The 24,913-nt window shown below is 74.4% G+C and carries 23 protein-coding genes; 4 read left to right on the plus strand and 19 right to left on the minus strand.

Annotation, left to right across the window (positions count from 1 at the left end):
* Positions 1-130 precede the first annotated feature (130 nt).
* From ACI782_RS10625 to ACI782_RS10650, 6 genes are all read right to left on the minus strand, one after another.
* Complete coding sequence (locus ACI782_RS10625) at positions 131-1,411, minus strand: thymidine phosphorylase (protein WP_456908886.1); 1,281 nt, start codon at positions 1,409-1,411, stop codon at positions 131-133.
* Positions 1,408-1,857, minus strand: coding sequence for a cytidine deaminase (locus ACI782_RS10630; RefSeq protein WP_456908888.1), 450 nt, complete (start codon positions 1,855-1,857; stop codon positions 1,408-1,410). Before ACI782_RS10630 ends, ACI782_RS10625 begins: the two co-directional genes overlap by 4 nt.
* The gene (locus ACI782_RS10635) at positions 1,857-3,134 is read right to left on the minus strand and encodes an ABC transporter permease (protein ID WP_456908890.1); all 1,278 of its coding nucleotides are present in this window, start codon (positions 3,132-3,134) and stop codon (positions 1,857-1,859) included. The genes ACI782_RS10630 and ACI782_RS10635 overlap by 1 nt, the downstream gene beginning before the upstream one ends.
* Entirely contained in the window at positions 3,131-4,366 is a 1,236-nt protein-coding gene (locus tag ACI782_RS10640; protein WP_456908892.1) for an ABC transporter permease, read from the minus strand. The genes ACI782_RS10635 and ACI782_RS10640 overlap by 4 nt, the downstream gene beginning before the upstream one ends.
* A complete protein-coding gene (locus tag ACI782_RS10645) occupies positions 4,363-5,949 on the minus strand; it encodes an ABC transporter ATP-binding protein (protein ID WP_456908894.1) in 1,587 nt (528 codons plus the stop codon). The genes ACI782_RS10640 and ACI782_RS10645 overlap by 4 nt, the downstream gene beginning before the upstream one ends.
* Before the next feature lie 241 nt (positions 5,950-6,190).
* The gene (locus tag ACI782_RS10650) at positions 6,191-7,252 is read right to left on the minus strand and encodes a BMP family lipoprotein (protein WP_456908896.1); all 1,062 of its coding nucleotides are present in this window, start codon (positions 7,250-7,252) and stop codon (positions 6,191-6,193) included.
* Positions 7,253-7,551: 299 nt separating this feature from the next.
* Here ACI782_RS10650 and ACI782_RS10655 point away from each other — a divergent pair, with 299 nt between their 5' ends.
* Entirely contained in the window at positions 7,552-8,820 is a 1,269-nt protein-coding gene (locus ACI782_RS10655; protein ID WP_456908898.1) for a D-alanyl-D-alanine carboxypeptidase family protein, read from the plus strand.
* Here the strand turns inward: ACI782_RS10655 and ACI782_RS10660 are convergent.
* From ACI782_RS10660 to hisC, 4 genes are all read right to left on the minus strand, one after another.
* The gene (locus tag ACI782_RS10660; RefSeq protein ID WP_456908900.1) at positions 8,723-9,724 is read right to left on the minus strand and encodes a YihY/virulence factor BrkB family protein; all 1,002 of its coding nucleotides are present in this window, start codon (positions 9,722-9,724) and stop codon (positions 8,723-8,725) included. The two genes, ACI782_RS10655 and ACI782_RS10660, sit on opposite strands and share 98 nt — an antisense overlap.
* A 112-nt stretch (positions 9,725-9,836) precedes the next feature.
* Positions 9,837-10,406, minus strand: a complete 570-nt coding sequence (locus ACI782_RS10665; RefSeq protein ID WP_456908902.1) for a 2'-5' RNA ligase family protein — start codon at positions 10,404-10,406, stop codon at positions 9,837-9,839.
* Positions 10,403-11,425 (minus strand): tryptophan--tRNA ligase, encoded by a 1,023-nt coding sequence (gene trpS / locus ACI782_RS10670; protein ID WP_456908904.1) that lies wholly within the window; start codon positions 11,423-11,425, stop codon positions 10,403-10,405. Before trpS ends, ACI782_RS10665 begins: the two co-directional genes overlap by 4 nt.
* A 63-nt stretch (positions 11,426-11,488) precedes the next feature.
* Positions 11,489-12,601 (minus strand): histidinol-phosphate transaminase, encoded by a 1,113-nt coding sequence (gene hisC, locus ACI782_RS10675; protein ID WP_456908906.1) that lies wholly within the window; start codon positions 12,599-12,601, stop codon positions 11,489-11,491.
* A 57-nt stretch (positions 12,602-12,658) separates the two neighbouring features.
* Between hisC and galE the strand changes: the two genes are divergently transcribed.
* On the plus strand, positions 12,659-13,615 hold the full coding sequence (gene galE, locus ACI782_RS10680; protein WP_456908908.1) for a UDP-glucose 4-epimerase GalE: 957 nt from the start codon (positions 12,659-12,661) through the stop codon (positions 13,613-13,615).
* A 72-nt stretch (positions 13,616-13,687) separates the two neighbouring features.
* On the opposite strand, the gene ACI782_RS10685 is transcribed toward galE, so the two are convergent.
* Positions 13,688-15,022, minus strand: a complete 1,335-nt coding sequence (locus ACI782_RS10685) for a hemolysin family protein (RefSeq protein ID WP_456908910.1) — start codon at positions 15,020-15,022, stop codon at positions 13,688-13,690.
* 197 nt (positions 15,023-15,219) lie between these two features.
* Between ACI782_RS10685 and ACI782_RS10690 the strand changes: the two genes are divergently transcribed.
* Positions 15,220-16,101, plus strand: coding sequence for a CAP domain-containing protein (locus ACI782_RS10690; RefSeq protein ID WP_456908912.1), 882 nt, complete (start codon positions 15,220-15,222; stop codon positions 16,099-16,101).
* Between the two features lie 114 nt (positions 16,102-16,215).
* Here ACI782_RS10690 and ACI782_RS10695 read toward each other — a convergent pair whose 3' ends face one another.
* The 4 genes from ACI782_RS10695 to ACI782_RS10710 all read right to left on the minus strand — a co-directional run bounded on the left by ACI782_RS10695 (position 16,216) and on the right by ACI782_RS10710 (position 19,795).
* Positions 16,216-17,433: an NADP-dependent isocitrate dehydrogenase gene (locus ACI782_RS10695; protein WP_456908914.1), complete on the minus strand. Its 1,218-nt coding sequence runs from the start codon at positions 17,431-17,433 to the stop codon at positions 16,216-16,218.
* 37 nt (positions 17,434-17,470) lie between these two features.
* Complete coding sequence (mdh, locus tag ACI782_RS10700) at positions 17,471-18,424, minus strand: malate dehydrogenase (RefSeq protein WP_456908916.1); 954 nt, start codon at positions 18,422-18,424, stop codon at positions 17,471-17,473.
* Positions 18,425-18,549: 125 nt separating this feature from the next.
* Positions 18,550-18,849, minus strand: coding sequence for a DUF3017 domain-containing protein (locus ACI782_RS10705; protein WP_456908918.1), 300 nt, complete (start codon positions 18,847-18,849; stop codon positions 18,550-18,552).
* A gap of 73 nt (positions 18,850-18,922) precedes the next feature.
* Positions 18,923-19,795, minus strand: coding sequence for a bifunctional methylenetetrahydrofolate dehydrogenase/methenyltetrahydrofolate cyclohydrolase (locus ACI782_RS10710; RefSeq protein WP_456908920.1), 873 nt, complete (start codon positions 19,793-19,795; stop codon positions 18,923-18,925).
* 102 nt (positions 19,796-19,897) lie between these two features.
* Between ACI782_RS10710 and ACI782_RS10715 the strand changes: the two genes are divergently transcribed.
* Positions 19,898-20,533 (plus strand): hypothetical protein, encoded by a 636-nt coding sequence (locus ACI782_RS10715; protein WP_456908922.1) that lies wholly within the window; start codon positions 19,898-19,900, stop codon positions 20,531-20,533.
* A gap of 122 nt (positions 20,534-20,655) precedes the next feature.
* Here the strand turns inward: ACI782_RS10715 and ACI782_RS10720 are convergent, their stop codons facing one another.
* From ACI782_RS10720 to ACI782_RS10735, 4 genes are all read right to left on the minus strand, one after another.
* On the minus strand, positions 20,656-21,324 hold the full coding sequence (locus tag ACI782_RS10720) for a pentapeptide repeat-containing protein (protein ID WP_456908924.1): 669 nt from the start codon (positions 21,322-21,324) through the stop codon (positions 20,656-20,658).
* A gap of 11 nt (positions 21,325-21,335) precedes the next feature.
* Positions 21,336-22,886, minus strand: a complete 1,551-nt coding sequence (gene purH / locus ACI782_RS10725; RefSeq protein WP_456908926.1) for a bifunctional phosphoribosylaminoimidazolecarboxamide formyltransferase/IMP cyclohydrolase — start codon at positions 22,884-22,886, stop codon at positions 21,336-21,338.
* A complete protein-coding gene (purN, locus tag ACI782_RS10730; RefSeq protein WP_456908928.1) occupies positions 22,883-23,488 on the minus strand; it encodes a phosphoribosylglycinamide formyltransferase in 606 nt (201 codons plus the stop codon). Before purN ends, purH begins: the two co-directional genes overlap by 4 nt.
* Before the next feature lie 131 nt (positions 23,489-23,619).
* Positions 23,620-24,816: a cell division protein PerM gene (locus ACI782_RS10735; RefSeq protein ID WP_456908930.1), complete on the minus strand. Its 1,197-nt coding sequence runs from the start codon at positions 24,814-24,816 to the stop codon at positions 23,620-23,622.
* Between the last annotated feature and the right edge of the window lie 97 nt (positions 24,817-24,913).

Consider the following 24,913-nt stretch of genomic DNA (forward strand, 5'->3'; position numbering starts at 1 on the left):
CGGCCCTCCGGGCCGCACCGCGGCCAGGGGCCGTCCCCCGGCCGCGCGGAGCGCACCCCGGCCCTCGTCGGGGAGCCTCCGGCCCCCACTCCTCACCCCGCCTCGCAGGGCGGCGCACCTCCGGCCGGGATCAGGCGGTGATGCGGTCCAGGACCAGGGGCAGCGGCTCGTCGTCGGTGTCGATGCCGATCGCGCCGTCCAGCGCCGCCAGCGCCCGCTCGATGCGCGCGGGGTCGTCGGTGTGCAGCTCCACCAGCGGCTGTCCCTCGGTGACCTGCTCCCCCACCCCGGCGGTCCAGGTGACCCCGGCCGCGGCCGACACCGGGTCCTCCTTGCGGGCCCGGCCGGCGCCCAGCCGCCAGGCGGCCACCCCGAGGGCGTAGGCGTCCAGGCGGGTCAGCGTGCCGGTGGCCGGCGCGGTCACCACGTGCTTCTCCGCGGGCTCCGGCAGGGACGCGTCGGGATCCCCGCCCTGGGCGGCGATCATCCGCCGCCACACGTCCATCGCCCGGCCGTCGCGCAGGGCGTCGGCCGGGTCGACGTCGTCCCGCCCGGCGCCGGCCAGCATCTCCTGGGCCAGCGCGAGGGTGAGCGCGACGACGTCGGCCGGACCGCCCCCCGCGAGCACCTCCACCGACTCGGCCACCTCGACGGCGTTGCCCGCGGCGCGGCCCAGCGGCCGGTCCATGGCGGTCACCAGCGCCACGGTGCGCACCCCGGCGGCCTCGCCCAGGCCGACCATGGTGCGGGCCAGCTCGCGGGAGGCGTCGGGGTCCTTCATGAACGCCCCGGAGCCGGTCTTGACGTCGAGCACCAGCGCGTCGGCGCCCTCGGCGATCTTCTTGCTCATGATCGAGGAGGCGATCAGCGGGATCGACTCCACGGTGCCCGTGACGTCGCGCAGCGCGTAGAGCTTCTTGTCCGCCGGGGCGAGGTCGTTGCCGGCCGCGCAGATGACCGCGCCGACCTCCCGCAACTGGCCGAGATAGGCCTCCTCGTGGACGTCGGCTCGCCACCCGGGGATCGACTCCAGCTTGTCCAGCGTCCCGCCGGTGTGGCCCAGCCCCCGGCCGGACAGCTGCGGCACCGCGACTCCGCACGCGGCGACCAGCGGCGCCAGCGGCAGCGTGGTCTTGTCGCCGACCCCGCCGGTGGAGTGCTTGTCGGCGGTCGGCCGGCCCAGCGGCGAGAGGTCCTTGCGCTCGCCGGAGTCGATCATCGCCTGGGTCCAGACGGCGAGCTCGTCGGGCGACATCCCGCGGAAGAACACCGCCATGAGCAGGGCGCTCACCTGCTCGTCGGGGATGGTCCCGTCGGTGTAGGACCGGATCACCCAGCGGATCTGGTCGGGAGTCAGCTCGACGCCGTCCCGCTTGGCCCGGATGACGTCGATCGCGTCGAAGGCACTCATGCCCGGCCCGCCCGCTCGGCGGCCGCGGCTCCCCCGGCAGACCGCGTGGCGGCAGCCGCCAGGTCGTCGGGCCCGAAGGCGTCGGGCAGCACCTCGCGCATCGGGACGGTGCCCAGCGAGACGGTCTCGAGGAGCATGTCCGCGCCGCCGTGCTCCCACAGCAGCTGCCGGCAGCGCCCGCACGGCATCAGCGGCTGCCCGTCCCCGCCGACGCAGGCGACCGCGACCAGCCGGCCGCCGCCGGTGCGGACCAGGTCGCTGACCATGCCGCACTCGGCGCACAGGCCCAGCCCGTACGAGGCGTTCTCGACGTTGCAGCCGGTCACGACCCGGCCGTCGTCCACCAGCCCGGCGACGCCCACCGGAAACCCCGAGTAGGGGGCGTAGGCGTGGGTCATGGCCTCCCGGGCCGCCGCGCGCAGCGCCTCCCAGTCCACCTGGCTCACTAGTGCTCTCCTCGTCGGTACACCAGACCGTCCGCCGCGGGCATCCGCAGGCGTTGCGACGCCAGGGACAGCACGAGCAGCGTGGTCAGGTGGGGGGTGAACGAGACCAGGCCCGGCGCCAGCTGGTCGATGGTCAGGAAGGCGACCAGCGAGCCGGCGGCGACCACCGCGGCGATCACCGCGCGCACCGCGCGCCGGTGCACCGCCTGCCACACCGCCACCCCGGCCAGCAGCACGGCCAGCAGCAGGAACAGCGCCACGACCGCGGACCGGCTGCGCAGCTGCAGGGCGTCGGCGAAGCCGAACAGGCCAGCGCCGGCCGCGAGGCCGCCGGGCCGCCAGTTGCCGAAGATCAGCGCCGCCAGGCCGATGAACCCGCGCCCGTTGGTCTGCCCCTCGCGGTAGATGCCGGCGATGAAGACCAGGAACACGCCGCCCATCCCGGCCAGCCCGCCGGAGACGACCACCGCGATGTACTTCAGCCGGTAGACCGGCACGCCGAGCGAGTCGGCGGCCGCGGGGTTCTCCCCGCACGAGCGCAGCCGCAGCCCGAAGGCGGTGCGCCACAGCAGCAGGTAGGACGCCGGGACCAGCAGCACCGCGAGCACGGTCAGCAGGCCCACCCCGCTGGTGAGCCCGCGCAGCACACCGGCGACGTCGCTGACCAGGAACCACTGCTGGCGCTCGAGGTCGCCGAGCAGGTCCGGACCCGAGGAGAGCACCGGCACGGAGAACTCGGGCGGTTCGCTGGACAGGGCCGGGGACTGCGTGACCCCGCCGCCGGCCGGGTTGTCGGTGTAGAGCAGCTCGGAGAGGAAGCGCACGACACCGGCGGCGAGGATGTTGATCGCCACACCGGAGACGACGTGGTCGACCCCGAAGGTCACCGTGGCGACGGCGTGCAGCAGCCCGCCGAGCGCGCCGAACAGGATGCCGCCGACGAGCGCGGCGGCCCACCCCCACTGGTAGCCGGCGAACCCGGCTCCCCAGGTGCCCAGCGTCATCATCCCGTCGAGGCCGATGTTGACCACACCGGCCCGCTCGGAGAACAGGCCACCGAGGGCGGCCAGCCCGATCGGCACGGCCAGCAGCAGCGCGGCCGAGATCGTCGAGGACGACGTGAGCGCCTGCTCGCCGCTGATCACGCGCACGGCGGAGACCAGCACCAGCGCGCCGACCAGCAGCCAGGTGACCCGGCGGGCCCGCCCGCCGCCGAGGAACAGCTCACCGACCGGCCCGCGGGCGGTCCGGGTCTCCGGGGTCGTCGTCGCGCTCACGCTCCGGTCTCCTGCCGCTCGTCGGACTGCTGGCCCGCGCCTGTGCCGCGGCTGACGCCCGCTCCGGTGCCCGCGGCCGCGCCGTCCGCGGTGCGTGCGGCACCGGCGCTGCCGTCACCGGCCGCCGGCGCGGGGCCGGCCTGGGCCGCGCCCCGCTCCGCCGCGCGGAGGGCGACCCGCCGCGCGACCTCGTTGGAGATGACCACGGCGAGCACGATGACGCCCTGGATGATCGTGACCACCGAGGCCGGGTAGTTCGCGATCTGCAGCGGCACCAGCGACCGGTCGAGGAAGGCGAACAGCAGCGCGGCGAACGCGATGCCGACCGGGTTGTTGCGCCCCAGCAGGGCGACCGCGATGCCGAGGAAGCCCAGGCCGGAGGTGAAGTCGGTCGTGTAGCTGTGCGTCGTCCCGAGCAGGTCCGGCATGCCGATCAGCCCCGCGACCGCGCCCGACAGCAGCATCGTCTTGACGACCATGCCGCGCGCGTCCACACCGCTGGCCCGCGCCGCCGACGGCGACAGCCCGGTGGCCCGCAGGTCGAAGCCGAAGCGGGTGCGGTTGAGCAGGATCGCGATCGCGACGCCGAGCAGCGCGGCGACCACGAGGAAGCCGTAGAGCTGCCGCGGCGGGTTGGCCAGGCCGAGCAGGTCGAACAGCCCGTTGAGGCTGGGCATCCAGCCGGACTCGGGGATCTCCGCGGTGCTGATGATCGACGCGCCCTCCGGGCTGCCCCGGAACGGGCCGGTCAGCAGGAACGACGCGATGCCCAGCGCGATGAAGTTGAGCATGATCGAGCTGATGACCTCGCTGACGCCGCGTGTCACCTTGAGGACGGCGACGATGCCCGCCCAGATCGCGGCGACCGCCATGGCCACCACCACGATCAGCAGCACGTGCAGCGGGCCCGGCAGCGCGACCGCGGCGCCGACCGCGGCGGCCATGACCGTCGCCAGCCGGTACTGGCCCTCGACGCCGATGTTGAACAGCCCCATCCGGAACGCGATCGCGACCGCCAGCCCGGAGATGAACAGCGGGATGGCCCGGTTGAGGATCACCACGATCGCGGTGACCTGCTGCGTGGGGGTCTCGCCGAAGTCGACCATCACGGCGAACACGTCGAAGGGGTTGACGCCCAGGACGGCCATCACCAGGCCGGAGATGACGATCGCCGCGGCGACGGCGAGCAGCGGCGCGACCAGGGTCGTGCCGAGACGGCGGAGCACGCTCATGCCGCGCCCGCCGTCGTCCGGGCCCCGGTCATGTGGCCGCCCAGCTCCTCCGGCGTGACGTGCGCCGGGTCGAGGGTGGCGACCAGCCGGCCGCGGAGCATCACGTGCAGGGTGTCGGACAGGCCGATGAGCTCGTCGAGGTCGGCGGAGACCAGCAGGATGCCCAGGCCCTGGGCGCGGGCGTCCTTGAGCAGCTCCCAGATCACCGCCTGGGCGCCGACGTCCACGCCGCGGGTCGGGTGGGCGGCCAGGAGCAGGCGGGGCGACGCGCTCATCTCCCGGCCGACGATGAGCTTCTGCTGGTTGCCGCCGGACAGCGCGACGGCCAGCGTGTCCGGCCCGGGGGCACGGACGTCGTACTCGCGCATGATCCGCTCGGTGTCGGCGCGTGCGCCCTTGCGGTCGATGAACGGGCCCTTCACCGCCGGCGGGCGGGTCTGGTGGCCGAGGATGCGGTTCTCCCAGAGCGAGGCGTCGAGCAGCATCCCCTGCCGGTGCCGGTCCTCGGGGATGAAGCCCAGCCCGGCCTCGCGGCGGGTGCGGGTGCTCCAGGAGGTGATGTCCTCCCCGCCGAGTGCCACGGTGCCGGCCGCGACCGCGCGCAGGCCCATGACGGCGTCCACGAGCTCGGCCTGGCCGTTGCCCTCGACGCCGGCGATGCCGACGACCTCCCCCTCGCGGACGGTGAGGTCGACCGCGTCGACCAGCGGGCGGCTCCCGACGCCGGGCACGGTCACGCCGCGCAGCTCGAGCACCGGGGTGGGTCGGACCGTGGACTCGCGGGTCTCCGGGGAGGGCAGCTCGGAGCCGACCATCATCTCGGCCAGCTGGTGGCTGGTCGTCGTCCTCGGGTCGGCGGTGCCGACGGTGGTGCCGCGCCGGATGACGGTGATCGAGTCGGCGACCTTGCGGACCTCGTCCAGCTTGTGCGAGATGAAGATGACGGTGAGGCCCTCCCGCTTGAGCTCGGCGAGGTTGCCGAACAGCTCGTCGACCTCCTGCGGCACGAGGACGGCGGTGGGCTCGTCGAGGATCAGCGTGCGGGCGTCGCGGTAGAGCACCTTCGCGATCTCGACCCGCTGCCGGTCGCCGACGCCGAGGTCCTCGACCAGGGCGTCGGGGTCCAGCCCCAGGGAGTACGCGTCGGAGATCTCCCGGATGCGGCGGCGGGCCTCGGCGCGGTCCAGCCGGCCGCCGCGGGTGGGCTCGCTGCCCAGGACGATGTTCTCCAGGACGGTGAAGTTGTCGGCCAGCATGAAGTGCTGGTGGACCATGCCGATGCCGGCGGCGATCGCGTCGGCGGGGCTGCGGAAGTGCACCTGGCGGCCGTCGACGAGGATCTGCCCCTCGTCCGGGCGGTGCTCGCCGTAGAGCGTCTTCATCAGCGTCGACTTGCCGGCACCGTTCTCGCCCACGATGGCGTGCACCTCGCCGCGGCGGACCCGCAGCTCGATGTCCTTGTTCGCGACGACGCCGGGGAAGCGCTTGCTGATGCCGCGCAGCTCGACGGCCAGCGGCGCGCCGCCGGCGCCCTCCGCGGGCGTCCCCGTCGGGACACCTGCGGCCCCGTGGTCTGGAGGCATGGTGGGCCCTTCCCCTCGCTGCGCCCTGCAGGTGTGCGGGGCACGTCCACTCTGCTGCATCTGTGGCGCGGGATCGACCGCGACCACCGTTCCCCCGGCCCGGGTTCCGCCGGCCCGCCGCATGATCGCGCACGGGCCGCCGACGGGGTGGGCAGGGTCCCGCCCCGCTCGCGGCAGCGGGCCCGGGGGCGCGTTCGCTCCCCCGGGCCCGCTGCCGGTCGTCCGTGTCAGCCGATCGGCGTCACGGGGTGGTCGGGACGGTGATCGTCCCGTCGACGATCTGCTGGCGGTAGGTGTCCAGGTCGCCCTGGATGTCGTCGATGAAGCCACCGGTGGTGGCCAGGCCCACACCGTCGGACTCCAGGTCGTACCGCTCGTCCTGGCCACCGGCGACGTTGCCGTCGACGAACTCACCGATGAACGTGTCGACCGCGACGTCGACCCGCTTGAGCATCGAGGTCATGATCACGGCCTGGAGGGCGGGGTCGCCGACCGTCTGGTACTGGTCGGAGTCGACGCCGATCGCCCGGCCACCGGAGGCGGCCGCCGCCTGGAACACGCCGATCCCCGAGCCGCCCGCGGCCTGGTAGACGATGTCGGCGCCGCCGTCGTACATGCCCTGGGCGATGATCTGCGCGCGGGCCGGGTCGTTGAAGCCGCTGAAGTCACCGGCCGGCGAGATGTACTGGCTGTTGATGGCGATGTCCGGCTTGACCGCCCGCGCCCCGGCCTCGTAGCCGGCCTGGAACTTCTGGATCAGCGGGGTCTCGACACCGCCGACGAAGCCGATGCTGTTGGTCTCGGTCTTCAGCGCCGCCGCGACACCGGCCAGGAAGGAGCCCTGCTCCTCGGAGAACAGCAGGCCGGTCAGGTTCTCCGGGTTGCCGGCGTCCGCGACCGAGCCGTCCACCTGCGCGAACGTGACGTCGGGGTACTGCGCGGCGACCTCGCCGATGACGTCGCTGTAGGCGAAGCCGACGGCGATGATCGGGTTGAAGCCCTGGTCGGCGAGCTGGGTCAGGAGGTCGGCGCGGTTGGACGCGTCGGCGTTCGGGCTGAGCTTGGTGACCTCGCCGCCGTGCTCCTCGATGGCGGCCTCGACGCCGGCCACGGCCGCGTCGTTGAACGAACGGTCGCCCTCGCCGCCGGTGTCGAACGCCAGGCCGATCTGCAGGTCGCCGGCGGCCTCGCCGCCGCCTCCGCCGGTGCTGCCGCCGCCCTCCTCGTCGCTGGCACAGGCCGCCAGGGCCATGCTGCCGGCCAGCAGCAACGCCGCGGCCTTCATCCTCCGCGCTCGGCGCAAGACGCTCTCCTCTCTGGGGGGACGAGCCGGCCTCGTGCACCGGCCCGGCCCGGTGGGGTCCGGGTCACGCGCCGCCGCACCGGCGCTGCCGGGGCCGCAGCACGCGCGACCTCGGCACGCTAACCGCGGCCGGTGGCCGCGCCGCAGGCCCGGGAGGAGACCGAGATGCGATCGTTGCGAAGGCGCCCGGGCCGGTGGTGTGGGCCACCACGACGGTCGGGGCAGCCGAGGGCAGCCGTCGGGTCTAGCGTGCCCTCGTGCGACGGCGGACGGCGGCAGCCCGGCTCGCATCCGCCGTCGTGGCGCTCGGGATCGTGCTCGCCCCCGGCGCGGCGCTCGCCGAGGACCCGCGGCCCACCGCCGACCCCCTGGCGCCCACGCCCACCGCACCGCTGCCGGGTGGGCCGCCCCAGGGCAGCGGCCCGGGCGGGGTCACCGTCGGCGGCGAGGGCCTGGACACCCGCGGCACCGTCGTCGTCGACGACGCCGCACCGCTGCCCGACGGCGTCGTCGCCCCCGGCTGGCTGGTGGCCGACGCCGAGACCGGCGCCGTGCTGGCCGCCCGCGACCCGCACGGCCGCTACTACCCGGCGAGCACGCTGAAGACGCTGACCCTGCTCACCCTCGTCCCGCTGCTGGACCCCGAGGAGGTCGTCGAGGGGACCGAGGAGGACGAGCGGATGGAGGGCAGCCGGGTCGGGATGGTGGCCGGCGGCCGATATCCGGTCTCGCTGCTGTTCGAGGCCCTGGTCATGCAGTCGGGCAACGACGCCGCGAACGCGCTGGCCCGCGCGGCCGGGGGCGTCGAGGTCACCGTCGAGGCGATGAACGAGACCGCGGCGGCGATCGGCGCCTTCGACACGGTCGCCGGCTCACCGTCCGGGCTCGACGTCGCCGGCCAGACCTCCTCCCCCTACGACCTGGCCCTGGTCTTCCGCCGGCTGGTCGACGACCCGCGCACCGCGGCGATCCTGACCACGCAACTCGCCGCGATGCCCGCCGTGGAGGGGAAGTCCGAGGGCTACCAGATCCAGAACCAGAACCCGCTGCTCACCCGCTATCCGGGCAACCTCGGCGGCAAGACCGGGTTCACCGACGCCGCCCGGCACACCTTCGTCACCGCCGCCCAGCGGGAGGGGCGCCGCCTCGTGGTCAGCGTCATGGGCACCGAGAACACGCCGCTGCGCGCCGCCGACCAGGCCGCCCTGCTGCTCGACTGGGGGTTCACCGTGCCGGCGGACACCAACGGGGTGGGCGTGCTCGTGGAGTCGGGCGCCGACGTCGTCGCCACGCCGTCGGCGACCCGGCGTCCGGCCCCGGCCGCCGTCGCGGCCCCGGGCACCCCTGCGGCCCGCGGGGAGACGGAGGACTCCCCGCTGGTCCCCGCGGCGCTGGCCGCCGCGGCGGTCGGGATCGTCGTCACGACGGTGGTCGGCGTGCGCCGGGCGGTGCACGTGGTCCCGCGGCGGGTCAGCGGTCGGCCGGCGGGACCACGGGATCCGCGCGCTCGCGGACGACGTGGGCGGCCCCCTGGACCCGGGGCAGGGTCGCGGTCCACGCCGCGGTGAAGAACGCGAACCGGCACACCAGGTTGATCCACACCAGGATGCCGACGGCGCCGCCGAAGGCCGAGGCGGTCACGCTGCCGGAGATCAGCGAGAGGTAGAGGCTGCCCAGCAGTTTCATCACCTCGAAGCCCGCGGCGCCGAACAGCGCCCCCGGCAGCAGCCGGCGCAGCGGGTGGGACGTCGACGGCACCACCTTGAGCAGCCACAGGAAGACGAGGACGTCGGTGGCCACCGCCAGGGCGAGGCCGAGGACGAAGGTGAGCACGCCCAGGCCGGGGGCGCCGTGGAGCCCGAGGAGGTCCAGCAGCCAGCCCGTGGCCTGCGTGACCACGCCGGTGAAGCCGAGGCTGAGCAGGCCGGTCGCGCCCAGCATGAGCAGGGCGAGCAGGTCCTGCAGGTTGTCGCGGAGGAACTCCGGCTCGTCGGCCCGGCCGCGCCAGATGCGCTCCATGCCGATCCGCAGCTTGTCCATCGCCCGCAGCCCGGCGTAGACGAAGCCCGCGAGCCCGATGACCCCCACGACACCGGCCGACCCCACCGCCGATCGCAGCTCCCGGACGATCTGCTCGCCGGTGGTGCCCGGGAAGGTGTCACGGATGGCGTCGTACAGCTCGTCCTGCAGCAGTTGGTCCCCCGCCAGCACGAGGCCGATGACCGAGGCGGCCAGCAGCAGGACCGGGACGAGCCCGAGGAAGACGAAGTAGGTGACGCCGGCGGCCATGAGGTCGCCCTGGGTGCGCCGGTAGCGGCCGCCGGCGCGGGCCAGGTGGTCGATCCACGGCTGCCGGCGCCGCAGCCGGGCGACCATCGCGTCCCAGCCCTCGGACAGGCCGGTGATGCGGCTCCGGATCGTCGGCGGCGGGCTGCCCGGTGGCGCGGACCGCTCGGCCCGGGGCGCAGTCATCCGGGCCAGTCTGCTGCCCGGCCGCGTGGTGGGCGACCCGGTCGCCCCCCACCCGTCGTCGACCCCCTCCAGACGCCGCGAGCTCGCGAGGGGTGGGGAGGACGGGGTCCTCCTACAGGGGCGGGCCGGTCAGGGGGTACTCGTGGGCGACCGCCCAAGCGCCGTCGGGGGTCTGCTCGAACTCGGTGAAGTGGGTGACGCGGAACTGCGCGGAGAGGTCGGCCAGCCCGTAGTAGGCGAGGTCGAGCATGTCCGGCGGGACGTTGTGGGCCACGGTCACGTGGGGGTGGTACGGGTAGGACAGGCCGCGGGCCAGCGGGCCACAGCGGACGTCGTTGGCGATCAGCTCGCAGTTGCCGATGCCGCGGGCCACCGCGACGAACACGACCTGCGAGACGGGCGCGAACGTGCCCGTCCCCGACAGGTGCATGTCGAACGGCGGGTGCGCCCCGGCCACGTCGGCCAGGTGGGCGGTGATGGCCCGGCGGTCGGCGGCGGCCACCTCGGTGGGCGGCAGCAGCGTCACGTGCGGCGGGACGAGGCTCGCCTGCCGGTCGCCGACCTTCGTGCGCCAGTCGACGAACAGCTGCGACCACGGCTCGGGGATGGGGACGACCACGCCCAGGACGGCGGTCTCCGGTGCCACGCTGCGGCTGCGCGGCACGAAGGTGTCGTCGTTCACGGCCGCGCCCCCGCCGGTGGGAGGAAGCCGACGCGGTCGTACACCGCGGCGACGGTCTGCGCGGCGACCTCCCGGGCCCGGGCGGCACCCGCGGCCAGGACCCTCTCCAGCTCGGCCCGGTCGTCGAGCAGCTCCAGCGTGCGCTGGCGCACCGGCGTCACGAAGTCGACGACGACCTCGGCGAGCTCCTTCTTGAAGTCCCCGTAGCCGCGGCCGGCGAAGCGGTCCTCCAGCTCGGGGATCGGAGTGCCCGACAGCGCGCTGTGGATGGTGAGGAGGTTGGTGATGCCCGGCTTCTCCACCGGGTCGGCGACCACCTCGCGGCCGGTGTCGGTGACCGCCGAGCGGATCTTCTTCGCGGTCACCTTGGGGTCGTCGAGCAGGAAGACGCAGCCGGCGGGCGGCAGGCTCTTGCTCATCTTCTTGTCCGGCGACTGCAGGTCCATGACCCGCGCCGCGCCCGCGGGGATGATCCCCTCCGGCAGCGGGAAGGTGTCGCCGAAGCGGCCGTTGAAGCGGGTGGCGAGGTCGCGGGTCAGCTCGAGGTGCTGGCGCTGGTCCTCGCCGACGGGCACCTGGTCGGCCCGGTAGACGAGGATGTCCGCGGCCATCAGCACCGGGTAGGTGAACAGGCCCACGGTCGTCCCGGCGGTGCCCTCCCGCTGGCTCTTGTCCTTGAACTGGGTCATCCGGCTGGCCTCGCCGAAGCCGGTGAGGCACTCCAGCACCCAGGACAGCTGCAGGTGCTCGGGCACGTGGCTCTGGGCGAACAGCGTGCTTCGCGCCGGGTCGACGCCGAGGGCCAGCAGCTGCGCCGCCGAGACCAGGGTGTTGCGCCGCAGCTCCGCGGGCTCCTGCGCGACGGTGATCGCGTGCAGGTCGACCACGCAGTAGAACGCCTCCGTGGTCTCCTGCAGGTCGACCCACTGCCGCAGCGCACCCAGGTGGTTCCCGAGGTGGAAGGAACCCGCCGTCGGCTGGATGCCGGAGAGCACACGGGGAAGAGGCACGTCGGCCATCAAACCAGCCGTTCCTGGGACGCGGCGCCGCACGTCCCGAAGGTGCTCGTCACGATCGGCGGGTCACGCGGCGGGTGTGGCGGAACGCACCTGGTCGAGCGCGGCCAGGAAGAGGTCGTCCTCCTCGGGCGTGCCCACGGTGACGCGGATCCCCTCGCCGGCGAACGGCCGGGTGATGACCGCCCGCGACTCCAGTGCGGCGGCGAGGTCCGCGGCGTCCTCCCCCACCGGCAGCCACACGAAGTTGGCCTGGCTGTCGGCGACCTCCAGCCCGCGCTCGCGGAGGGCCGCGGTCAGCCGCTCCCGCTCGGCGGTGACCGCCGCGCAGCGCCGCCGTACCTCGTCCTCACTGGCCAGCGCGGCGACCGCGGCGGCCTGGGCGAGCATGTTGACGCTGAACGGGACGTGCGTCTTGCGCACCGCCTCGGCCACGGCCGGGTCCTCGGCGACGAGGTAGCCCACCCGCAGGCCGGCCAGCCCCCACGCCTTCGAGAAGGTGCGCAGCACCGCGACGTTGCCACGGCCGCGCATCAGCTCCAGCCCGTCGGGGACGTCGGGGTCGGTGACGAACTCGCGGTAGGCCTCGTCCAGGACGACGAGCGTCTCGGCCGGGACGGCGTCCAGGAACCGCTCCAGCTCAGCCCGGCGCACCGCCGTCCCGGTGGGGTTGTTCGGGTTGCAGACGAACACCACCCGCGTCGTCTCGTCGACCGCCGCGGCCAGCGCCTCGAGGTCGTGGGTGTCGGCCGGCCCGCCGGGACGGCCGGGGGTCAGCGGGACCTGGACGGACCTCGCCCCGGCCACCTGGGCCAGGAGCGGGTACATCTCGAACGACCGCCAGGCGAAGGCGATGCTCGTGCCGGGGTCGTTGAACGACTGCGCCAGTTGCTGGCAGAGCATGACCGCCCCGCACCCGGTCACGATCCGGGCGGGGTCGACCCCGTAGCGCTCGGCCAGCGCGGCGGTGAGGACGACGGCACCGTTGTCGGGGTAGCGGTTGCTCTCCGCGGCGGTGGCGGCCAGCGCCTCGACGACGGCCGGCAGCGGCGGGAAGGCGACCTCGTTGCTGGCCAGCTTGACCGCCCGCGGGACCCCGATCTCCCGGGCCAGGTCGGCGGAATTGCGCCCCGGCTTGTAGGCGGGCAGCTGCTGCACCGCCGGTCGTGCGCTGACCACTGGCTCTGCCTCCTGACCGCGCCGTCCGCGGGTCGCGGGGATCTCTAGGGTGGGCGCATGCGCGTTCTGGTCGCCGGCGGGGCCGGCTACATCGGCAGCGTAGTCACGGCCGCCCTGCTCGCGGCGGGCCACGAGGTCACCGTGCTCGACGACCTCTCCACCGGCCACGCCGACGCCGTCCCCGAGGGCGCGCGGCTGGTGGAGGCGTCCCTGCACGAGTCGGGGCCGGTGCTGGCCGACGTCCGCCCCGAGGGGGTGCTGCACTTCGCGGCGAAGAGCCTCGTCGGGGAGTCGCAGGTCCGGCCCGAGATCTACTGGGACACCAACGTCACGGGCACTCTGGCGCTGCTCGAGGCGATGCGCGCTCATGACTGCCGCCGGATCGTCTTCTCCTCCACCGCCGCCACCTACGGCGAGCCCGAGCAGGTGCCCATCCGCGAGGACGCCCCCACCCGGCCGACCAACACCTACGGCGCCTCGAAGCTCGCCGTCGACGCGATGCTCACCTCCTACGCGACCGCGTACGACTTCGCCGCCGTGAGCCTGCGCTACTTCAACGTGGCCGGCGCCGCCTACGGCCTCGGGGAGCGGCACACGACCGAGACCCACCTCATCCCGATCGCGCTGCAGGTCGCGGCCGGCACCCGCGAGGCGCTGACCGTCTACGGCGAGGACTACCCGACGCCGGACGGCACGTGCATCCGCGACTACATCCACGTCGCCGACCTGGCCGACGCGCACCTGCTCGCGCTGACCGCGCCGCAGCCGGGCGAGCACCGGGTCTACAACCTGGGCAACGGCACCGGCTTCTCGGTGCAGGAGGTGGTCGACGCCGTCCGCGAGGTCACGGGGCACCCGGTGCCGGTGGTCGTGGGCGAGCGGCGGTCCGGGGACCCCGCCCAACTGGTCGCCTCCAGCGACCGGATCCGCGCCGACCTCGGCTGGACGCCGCGGCACACCGACCTGGCCGGGATCGTCCGCGACGCGTGGGAGACCGCCCAGAGGCGCGCCTGACCGCCGGTATCGGAAGCGATACCCACGTCTGCGGCGCCGAGCACGTGGGCATCGCTTCCGATACCGGCGTCGTCAGGTCCCGATCGTGCCGGTGTGCACCGTTGCCGGGTCGATCTCGGGCTCGGGGGTCCGGCTCACCGAGATCCGGGCGATCCGCCGTCCGTCGAGCTCCAGCACGGTGAGCGTGCGTCCCTCGACGGTCACGGCGTTCCCGGGCTCGGGCAGCCGGCCCAGCTCGGCGAGCACGTAGCCGGCGACCGTCTCGTACGGCCCCTCGGGCAACTGCAGGCCGGTGGCCTCGCGGAAGTCGTCGAGGTTGAGCAGCCCGTCGACCTCGTGCGGCCCGCCGGGGGCCTCGCCGCCGTCGTCGGTGACGTCCTCGTCGTACTCGTCGTAGATCTCCCCGATGACCTCCTCGATGAGGTCCTCGAGGGTCACGATGCCGTCGGTGCCGCCGTACTCGTCGACGACGATGGCCAGGTGGTGGTTCTCCCGCCGCATCTCCGACAGCGCGGTGAGGACGCCGGCGGTGCCCGGCAGGCGCTTGACCTCGCGGACCAGGTCACCGACGGTCGCCGCCCGGCCCGCGGGGTGGTTGGGCAGGAACAGGTCGCGCACGTGCACGAACCCGATGACGTCGTCCTCGTCGCGGCCGACGACGGGGTAGCGGGAGTGGCTGGAGTCGTGCACCTGCTTGGCCGCGCGACTGGCGGTCATCGACGCCTCGAGGAAGTCGACCTCGGTGCGCGGCGTCATGACCTCGCGCACCTCGCGGTCCCCGGCCCGGAACACCTCGCCGATCAGCCGGCGCTCGTCGGTGCTCAGCGACTCGTGGGCGGCGACCAGGTCGCGCAGCTCCTCCTGGCTGATCGCCTCGCCGCTGGCCTTGGGGTCCCCGCCGAGCACGCGCACCAGCAGGTTCGTGGACTTCGACAGCAGCCAGATCACCGGCCGGGAGATCTTCGCGATGCCGTTGAGCGGGGCGGCCACGAGCAGCGAGAACCCCTCGGCCCGCTGCAGCGCCAGCCGCTTGGGGGTGAGCTCACCGACGACCAGGGACAGGTAGCTGATCGCGATCGTCACGAGGACGAGGGCCAGGGTGCCGGCGAACCGCTCCGCCACGCCGAGGCCGACCATCCAGTCGGCGAACGGCTCGGAGAGGGTGCTGGCCCCGAAGGCGGCCGAGAAGAAGCCGGCGAGGGTCACGCCGACCTGCACCGCGGCGAGGAAGCGGTTGGGGTCGCTCAGCAGCCGGGCCACGGCCTTGCCGCGCCGTCCGCCGGTCTCGGCCATCGCCCGCACCTGGGACTCGCGCAGGCTCACCAGCGCGATCTCCGCCCCGGAGAAGGCGCCGCCGATCAGGACGAAGACGACGACCATGACGATGTTGAGCCAGACGTCGCTCACCGGCGGCGTGCTCCTCGATCTGCTGCGGGCATGACGCCCTCCATGCTGCCCGCCCGCGCCCCGTCAGGCACCGCCCGAGGGGGGTGAAGTCGAACGCGCTGTGATGTCACTCACAGTGCCGTGCCGATCACGCTGTCGTCCCGACTACTCTCACTGAAGTCACAGATCGTTATCGGACAACTCGTGAGGGTCACCTCGTGCACCACGTTCCGGCGGGTCCTCCGCTGTCCTCCCGCATCGTCGCGAGCCTCGGCCGCGTCGTCCGCCGGATCCTCCCCCTGCTGGCCGTCGTCGCCGTTGTGGCCGGTGTGGCCCTCGCCGTCCCGTACGTCTCGCGCGTGACGACCACCGCCTCGGACGAGGTCGCGCTGGACGCGTCGTCCTCGACGTACGGGGCGGCGACCGAGGACGGCTCGTCGGCCGACGGGGACGACGCACCCGGCGGCGCCGTCGTGCAGATGGGTGTGGACGGCGATCCCTCGGCCGCGCCGTCGCCCGCGGCCGAGTCCCCCGCCGAGGATGCGGCGCCCGAGACCACGGAGGAGCCCGCCGGCGAGGCGACCGCGGAGGAGGTGACCGCGGAGGAGGCGGCGCCGTCGTCCACCGCCCCGGCGGCGGAGGAGGCCCCGCAGGCCGCCGCCGAGGAGCCCGCCGACGAGCCGGCCCCGGCCGAGCGCGCCGCCGCCCCCGCGGCGCCGGCCGACCCGAGCGTCGAGGGCCGGGTGCTCGCGCTGGTGAACGAGGCCCGGGCCCAGGCCGGCTGCGCCCCCGTGGCGGCCGACGGCGCCCTCGCGGCCGTGGCCCGGGCGCACAGCGCCGACATGCGCGACCGCGACTACTTCGCGCACGACACCCCCGAGGGGCTCTCGCCGTTCGACCGGGCCGAGCAGGCCGGGGTCGGCTACGCGCGCGCGGAGAACATCGCCTTCGGCCAGCCGGACGCGGCCGCGGTCATGGAGGCCTGGATGAACAGCGCCGGCCACCGCGCGAACGTCCTCGACTGCGACCTGACCAAGCTCGGCGTCGGCGTGGCCGAGGGCGCCGGTGGCCCCTGGTGGACCCAGCTCTTCGGCGCCTGACGACGGCTCCCCGGACGCACGTCGGCCCCCTCACCCGCTGGGTGAGGGGACCGACGTGCGGTCGCCCTGCAGGGGCCACCGCGAGCCTGCGAGCGGTGGGGGCAGGGGGTCCTCTCAGGCCGCCATGGCCTTCTTCAGGTTGCCGTCGATGGCCGCCAGGAAGTCCTGGGTGGTCAGCCACGGCTGGTCCTTGCTGATCAGCAGCGCGAGGTCCTTGGTCATCTGACCGCTCTCGACGGTGTCGATGCAGACCTTCTCCAGCGTCTCCGCGAAGCGGGTCACCTCGGGGGTGCCGTCGAGCTTGCCGCGGTGGGCCAGGCCCCGCGTCCAGGCGAAGATCGACGCGATCGGGTTGGTCGACGTCTCCTTGCCCTGCTGGTGCTGGCGGTAGTGCCGGGTCACCGTGCCGTGGGCGGCCTCGGCCTCGACGGTGCGGCCGTCGGGGCTCATCAGCACCGAGGTCATCAGGCCGAGCGAGCCGAAGCCCTGGGCCACGGTGTCGGACTGCACGTCACCGTCGTAGTTCTTGCAGGCCCAGACGTAGCCGCCCTCCCACTTGAGGGAGGCGGCGACCATGTCGTCGATCAGCCGGTGCTCGTAGGTGAGCCCGGCGGCCTCGAACTGGTCCTTGAACTCGGTCTCGAAGACCTCGGCGAACAGGTCCTTGAACCGGCCGTCGTAGGCCTTGAGGATCGTGTTCTTGGTCGACAGGTACAGCGGGAAGCCGCGCTGCAGCGAGTAGTTCATCGAGGCGCGGGCGAAGTCGCGGATCGACTCGTCCAGGTTGTACATCGCCATCGTCACGCCGGCCCCCGGGGCCTGGAAGACCTCGTGCTCGATGGGCTCCCCGCCGTCCTTGGGCGTGAAGGTGATGGTCACCGTGCCCTCGCCGGGGAAGCGGAAGTCGGTGGCGCGGTACTGGTCACCGAACGCGTGACGGCCGACGACGATCGGCTTCGTCCAGCCGGGCACCAGCCGCGGCACGTTGGACATGATGATCGGCTCGCGGAAGATGACGCCGCCGAGGATGTTGCGGATCGTCCCGTTGGGCGAGCGGTACATCCGCTTGAGCCCGAACTCCTCGACCCGCGCCTCGTCCGGGGTGATCGTCGCGCACTTGACGCCGACCCCGTGCTTCTTGATCGCGTTGGCCGCGTCGACGGTGATCTGGTCGTCGGTCTCGTCGCGCTTCTCGATGCCGAGGTCGTAGTACTCGAGGTCGACGTCGAGGTACGGGAGGATCAGCTGGTCCTTGATGAACTGCCAGATGATCCGGGTCATCTCGTCGCCGTCGAGCTCGACGATCGTCCCCTCGACCTTGATCTTGCTCACGTCTGGACTTCCCTCTCTGCAGCTCTGACCGGGTCGGTCAGAGGTCGGCTACGTCTGCCTGCTTGGCGCGCACGGCCTCGGCCGCCTCGCGCAACCCGGCCAGTTCGCTCTCGGTCAGGTCACCCTCGACCACGCGCCGGACGCCGTCGCGCCCGATCTCGGCCTCCACCCCCAGGTACACACCCGAGATGCCGTACTCGCCGTCGACCCACGCGCAGACCGGCATGACCGCGCCGGAGTCCTCCATGACCGCGCGGGCCATGCGCGCCGCCGCGGCCGACGGGGCGTAGTACGCCGATCCGGTCTTCAGCAGCGCCACGACCTCCGCGCCGCCGTTGCGGGTGCGGTCGACGAGGTGCTCGATGCGGTCGGCCGGCAGGACGTCGGCCAGCGGCTTGCCGTCGACGGTGCAGCGCGAGGGCACCGGCACCATCGTGTCGCCGTGGGAGCCGAGGGTCAGGGTGCGCACCGAGCCCACCGGGATGCCGAGTTCCTCCGCGACGTTGTTGGTGAACCGCGCGGTGTCGAGCATCCCGGCCTGGCCCATCACCCGGTTCTTCGGGAACCCGGTGGCCAGCTGCGCCAGGGCGGTCATCTCGTCGAGCGGGTTCGAGACGACGATGACGACGGCGTCCGGCGAGGTCTGCGCGATGTTCTCGGCGACCTGCCGCACGATCTTGGCGTTGGTCTCGATGAGGTCCATCCGGCTCATGCCCGGCTTGCGGGGCAGCCCCGCGGTGATGATGACGACGTCCGAGCCCTCGGTGCCCTCGTAGGACCCGCCGCCGACGCCGACGACCTTCGTCTCGAAGCCCTCGATCGGCCGGGACTGGTTCATGTCGAGGGCCAGGCCCTCGGGCTTGCCCTCCACGATGTCGGTGAGCACGACCGTCTCGAACAGGTCGTACTCCGCGAGGCGCAGGGCGGTGGTCGAGCCGTAGAAGCCGGCGCCGACGACGGTCACCTTGCCGTTCCTGGGCTGCTCTGCCATGGCGGCCAACCTATCGCTGAGCGGGGCGCGCCGCCTGAGCGGGTCGGGCGGCCCCGCCCCGGACCCCGTCATCCCCGTCCGGGGGCTCGCCGCGCACCGGCGAGCGGTGAGGACGGGGTCCTCCTTCAGTCGCCGGGGATGGCGAGGGCGAAGGCCGTGAGCGTGACCCCGACCCCGACCAGCAGGACGACGTCCACCGGCCGGCTGCGGACGGCGAGGAATCCCACCCTGCGCAGCGGGAGCAGCAGCCGGAGCACGCCGCCGCCGACGAGGGCCAGCCCGACGACGACCAGCCCGCGCCGCCAGTGCTCGAAGGTCACCACGAGCAGCCCGACCGCCACCCCGACCAGCACCGCGAGCAGCGGCAACTGCCGGAGGAGACCGGCCAGGAAGGGCCGGCGGGTGTAGAGCGGCGGACGGGTCACGTGTCCTCCTCGCTGGCGCTCACCGGCCACGTGGCCCGGGCCGCACCGCCGCCCCGGGAACTCGCTCGCCCGGTCACGACGCGGTCAGCATCTCCTCGGCCGCGGCCTGCTCGGCGGCGAGGACCACGTTCTGCAGCAGCATCGCCCGGGTCATCGGCCCCACCCCGCCGGGGTTGGGGGCGACGAACCCGGCCACGTCGGCGACGTCCCCGGCGACGTCCCCGGCGATCTTGCCCTCCACCCGGCTGACGCCGACGTCGAGGACGGCGGCCCCCGGCTGGACGACGTCCCGGGTGACCAGGCCGGGGACGCCCGCGGCCGCGACGACGACGTCGGCCCGCCGCAGGTGCGCGGCCAGGTCGCGGGTGCCGGTGTGGCAGAGGGTGACCGTGGCGTTCTCGGTGCGCCGGGTCAGCAGCAGGCCCAGGGGCCGGCCGACGGTGATCCCGCGGCCGACGACCACCACCTCGGCGCCGGCGATCGGGACGCCGTACCGGCGCAGCAGCTCGACGATGCCGACCGGGGTGCACGGCAGCGGGCCGGGCACGTTGAGGACCAGCCGGCCCAGGTTGACCGGGTGCAGGCCGTCGGCGTCCTTCGCCGGGTCCATCCGCTCGAGGACGGCGCTCTCCTCGATGCCCTTCGGCAGTGGCAGCTGGACGATGTAGCCGGTGCACGCGGGGTCGGCGTTGAGCTCCTCGACGACGGCGAGGACGTCCTCGAGCGTGGCCGTGGCGGGCAGCTCGCGCTGGATGCTCGCGATGCCGACCTGGGCGCAGTCGGAGTGCTTCGCGTTGACGTACCAGCGGCTCCCGGGGTCGTCGCCGACCAGCAGCGTGCCGAGGCCGGGCCGGTGCCCGGCGGCGGTGAGGGCGGCGACGCGTTCGGTCAGCTCCGCCCGGATCGCTGCTGCGGTGGCCTTGCCGTCGAGGATCGTCGCGGGCACGGCCGACAGTCTGCCCGAGAGGGCTCCACACGACCGACCGCGGCCCTACCCTCGCAGGACAGCGGGCGCCTTTCCCCGCCTGCCGATCCGCGAGGAGAGCAGATGACCGAGCGCGACCAGTCCCCGGCCGGCACGCAGGGCGGCACCGGCGACTGGCGGGAGCAGACCAGTCCGGGGCTCGTCCCGATGGGCGGCCCGCAGACCGACGCCGGGCAGCCCCGCTACGGCGGGGCGGCGACGACGTACACCGCGCCGGAGTACTCGACCAGGCCGGTGACCGTCCGGCGTCCCGACACCCTCGCCAGCCTGCTGCTCATCCTCGCGGGCATCGCTGCCGCGGTGAGCCTGATCCTGCGCTGGCTGCCCGGCAGCGACCTGACCGGCCTGGACCTCGTCCGCCGGGGCCTGGACGACGCGGAGCAGGGCGTCGGGCAGGTCTTCGAGACCGGGTTCTGGCAGCCGATGGCCGTGGTCCTCGGCGGCGGCGTCCTGTTCGTCCTGGGCCTGCTCATGGTGCTGCCGGCGCGCACGCACCGTTTCCTCGGGGTCCTGGCGCTCCTGGTGAGCCTGGTGGCCGCGGCCGGCGTGGTGGTGCCGCTGGCGGACATCGGGTGGGACGTCGCCGAGATCGACACCGGGTTCTGGTTCGCCGTCGCCGTCCCGGCGCTGGGCCTGCTCGGCGCCCTCAAGGCGATGTTCACCGGCCCCAGGTACGGGACCCACGTCCCGCGGGACTGAGCCTTCGCGGTTCACGCGACTCCCGGGATGGCCTCCAGGTGGGGGAGGCAGTGCATGCGTTCTCGCGCTCAGAGCGTGTGCACTGGCTCCTCCGCCTGTGGCGCCCTCCGATGCAGCTGGGCTCAGTCGGCGACCAGGGCGCCGTAGGCGCGGGCGAACGCGACCGCCTGGACCAGGTCCAGCCGCACACCGGTGAGGTCGAGCGCCCGCCAGTCGACCGCCTCGGTCGAGGCACCCCGCAGGTCGGCGCCGCGCAGCTCGGCGCCCTGCAGACGAGCGCGGTCGAGGTCGGCGCCGGCGAGGTCGCTCTCGCGCAGGTCGGCGCCGGTCAGGTCGGCCTCGCGGAACCGCTGACCCGAGAGGTCGAGCCCGGAGAGGTCGACCCCGCGCAACGACGTCCACGACCAGTCGCAGTCGGAAGCGGTCATCGGCCGCAGCGTCGCGCCGGGGAACTGCGAGCCGGTCAGCTTGCAGCCCTCCCAGACGACGTCGAACAGCCGGGCGCGGTCGAACCGGCAGGACAGGAACGCCGTCCCCAGGTGCCGGGAGCCGCCCATCCGGACGCCGGTCAGCACGCACGAGTCGAACACGCACCGGCCGGTGACCAGCTCCTCCAGCCCGGCGTCGTCGAACCGGCAGCGGGTGAAGGTCACGCCGTCGAGGTGTGCGCCCCACCAGTCGACCCGGGCGAGGTCGGCGCCCTCGACCTCGGCGCCCGGCTCCGGTGGGCGGACATGGGGCCGTGGCCCCGTGCCGGGACCCGCGCCGAGCTTGCGAGGTGTGGGGGGCACGGGGTCCTTCTTCAGTGGGCGAAGTGGCGGGTGCCCGTCAGGTACAGCGGCACGCCGGCGGCCGCGGCGGCCGCTATGACCTCCTCGTCGCGCACCGACCCGCCCGGCTGCACGACCGCGCGCACGCCGGCCTCGAGCAGCACCTGCAGCCCGTCGGCGAACGGGAAGAAGGCGTCGGAGGCGGCGACCGAGCCCGCGGCCCGCTCCCCCGCCCGCGCGACGGCCAGCCGGGCGGCGTCCACCCGGTTGACCTGGCCCATCCCGACACCGACGGTCGCCTTGTCGTGGGCGAGCAGGATCGCGTTGCTGCGGACCGCGCGCACGCTGCGCCAGGCGAACACCAGGTCGTCGAGGCCGGCGGCGTCCAGCGGCTCCCCGGTGGCCAGCGTCCAGGTGGTGGGGTCGTCGCCGGGGGCGTCGATGCGGTCGGCGGTCTGCAGCAGCAGCCCGCCGCCGACCGGCCGCAGCTCGGTCGCCGGGCGGCCGGCCTCGGGCAGCCGCAGCAGCCGGATGTTCTTCTTGGCGGTCAGCACCTGCAGGGCGTCGCCGGTGAAGGACGGCGCGACGACGACCTCGGTGAAGACGCCCGCGACCTGCTCGGCCATGTCCAGGTCGACCTCGCGGTTCGCGGCGATGACGCCGCCGAACGCGGACACGGGGTCGCAGGCGTGCGCCTTGCGGTGGGCCGAGGCGATGTCGGTCCCGACGGCGATGCCGCAGGGGTTGGCGTGCTTGATGATCGCCACGCAGGGGTCGGCGTGGTCGTGGGCGGCCCGCACCGCGGCGTCGGTGTCGACGTAGTTGTTGTAGGACATCTGCTTGCCGTGCAGCTGCTCGGCGTGCGCGAGCCCCGGCCGGCCGCTGCGGTAGAGAGCGGCCCGCTGGTGCGGGTTCTCGCCGTAGCGCAGCACGTCGGCGCGCTCCCAGCTCGCGCCGACCCACGCCGGGAGGCCGGACTCGTCGTCGGGCGCCACGACGTTGCCCAGCCAGGAGGCGACGGCGATGTCGTAGCTCGCGGTGTGCCGGAACGCGGCCGCGGCCAGGCTCTGGCGCTCCGGCAGCGTGAAGCCCCCGGCGGCCACGGCGGCCAGCACGTCGCCGTAGCGGGCCGGGTCGACGACGACGGCGACCGACGGGTGGTTCTTGGCCGCGGCGCGCACCATCGCCGGGCCGCCGATGTCGATCTGCTCGACGCACTCGTCCGGGGTGGCACCCGAGGCGACGGTCTCGGTGAACGGGTAGAGGTTGACCACGACGAGGTCGAACGGGGCGACGCCGAGCTCCTCGAGCTGCTGCACGTGCTCGGGCTTGCGGCGGTCGGCCAGGATGCCGGCGTGGACGGCGGGGTGCAGCGTCTTCACCCGGCCGTCGAGGCACTCGGGGAAGCCGGTGACCTGCTCGACGGGGGTGACCGGGAGGCCCGCCGCGGCGATGCGCCGGGCGGTGGCCCCGGTGCTCACGAGCTCCACGCCGGCCTCGGCCAGCCCGCGCGCCAGCTCCTCGATCCCGGTCTTGTCGTAGACACCGAGCAGCGCGCGGCGGATCGGGGTGCGGTCGCTCATCGGGGGTCCTCCACGTTCCGGGTGACGAGTCGCGCCACCGTCTCCACCAGGAGCTCGCGCTCCACGGCCTTGATCCGTTCGTGCAGCCGCGCCTCGTCGTCCCCGGGGCGGACGGGCACCTCGCGCTGGGCGAGCACCGGGCCGGTGTCGACACCGGCGTCCACCAGGTGCACGGTGCTGCCGGTGACCTCCACGCCCGCGGCGAGCGCGTCCCGCACGGCGTGCGCGCCGGGGAACGCGGGCAGCAGCGCGGGGTGGGTGTTGATGAGCCGGCCGCTGAAGGCGTCCAGGACCGCGGGGCCGACGATCTTCATGAAGCCGGCGGAGACCACCAGGTCGGGGTCGTGCGCGGCGATGGTGGCGGCCAGCGCGCGGTCCCACTCGGCGCGGTCGGCGTGGTCGCGCAGGGCGCAGACGAAGGTCGGGATCCGGCGACGGCGGGCGTGCTCGAGGCCGGGGGCGTCGCGGTCGCCGCCCACGGCGACGACGGTCGCGGGGTAGCCAGGGTCGTCGGTGGCCTCCAGCAGCGCCGCGCACAGGGACCCGGTGCCGGACAGCAGGACGACCACCCGCGCCCGCGGGAACGGCTCGGGTGCCGGCACGCCAGCGACCCTACAAGGACCCCCGGAAGGACCCCGTCCTCCCCACCGCTCGCAGGCTCGCGGCGGTGCCCGGGACGGGGCCGCCCGGCCCTCGCACGCTCGGCGCGAACCTCCGGACGGGGCCGGAGGGGTCAGCCGAGCGAGCGCCAGCGGGTGATCGCGGCCGCGAGAGCAGCGGCGATCCCGGCCTGGGCGGCCACGGCGAGCCCCGTGGCGACGGCGGGCGCGCCGACCTCGGCCAGCGCGCCGTCGCCCAGCGACCCGCCGGCCACCCAGGTGAACAGCCCGCAGACCAGGCCCAGGAGCCCGCCGGTGAGCACGCCCCACAGTCCGGCGGTCACCGAGCCGCCGTCCCCGTCGTCCAGCCGGCGGCCGAGGGCGGCACCGGCGACGAGCCCGGCCAGCGCGGGCACCGCCTGCGACGCGAAGGCGACCAGGGGGACGGCCTGGGTGTCGGGCAGGGCCGCAAGCAGGGGCAGGGCCGGGACCGCGCCCAGCGTGACGCCGTGCACCGACACGAGGGTGCCGGTGCCGACGACGAAGCCCGGCCCGGCGGCGAGCCCGATCGCCGCGGCGGCCGCGTTGGGCAGCAGGAGCACGCCGAGCGCCAGGAGCCCGACCGTCCCGGCCCCGGCGCCGCCGAGCGACCCGGACAGCGCGGCGTAGCCCCGGGCGTCGGACGCCAGGGCCACCGCCACCACCGCGAGCCCGAGGGCCAGCGCGGTGAGGAACCCGGCCAGCACCCCGCGCAGCACCGGCCGCAGCGGGACGGGCAGCCGGTCCAGGCCTGCGTCGAGGACGCCGGACTCGCGCGCCGTGCCCCAACCCGCGGCCAGGACGGCCAGCACTGCGCAGCCGAGAGCCCCGCGCAGCAGGTCGACGTCCGCTCCCGCGCCGTCGACGGCGAGCCCCACGAGGACGGCCACCAGGACGTGCGTGGCGACGAGAGCGGCCAGGACGGCGCCGGCGGCCCGGCTCCCCCGGACGTCGCAGGCCCGGACGACGCCGCGGCCGGCGCGCGACAGGCCCCACGCGATGCCGAGGGTCAGCAGCAGCGGCGCGAGCACCAGCGGGCCGGACTCCAGCGTGAGGCCGCCGCCCTGGGCCAGCAGCCACAGCCGGCCGGCGAGCCGGGCGGACCCCGCGACCGGCAGACCGCCGGCCGGGTCGAGGGTCTGCACGACGACGACCGCCAGCCCCAGTCCCAGGAGCTCCAGGACCGAGACCGCCGCCGCGGCGACCCCCGCCAGCACCGGAGCGGTCCGGGGGCCGCGGGCGGCGGGGTCCCGCTGCCCGGGGAGGGACAGGCGTGCGAGCAGGGAGACCACGCCTCCACTGTCGCAAGGCCGGACCGCGATCGCCGGGACCCGCGCCCGAACGCTCGCCACAAAGCCGACGGGGCCGGCGGCGCGCCGGCCGCCGGCC

It is taken from the genome of Geodermatophilus sp. SYSU D00703, assembly GCF_054050155.1.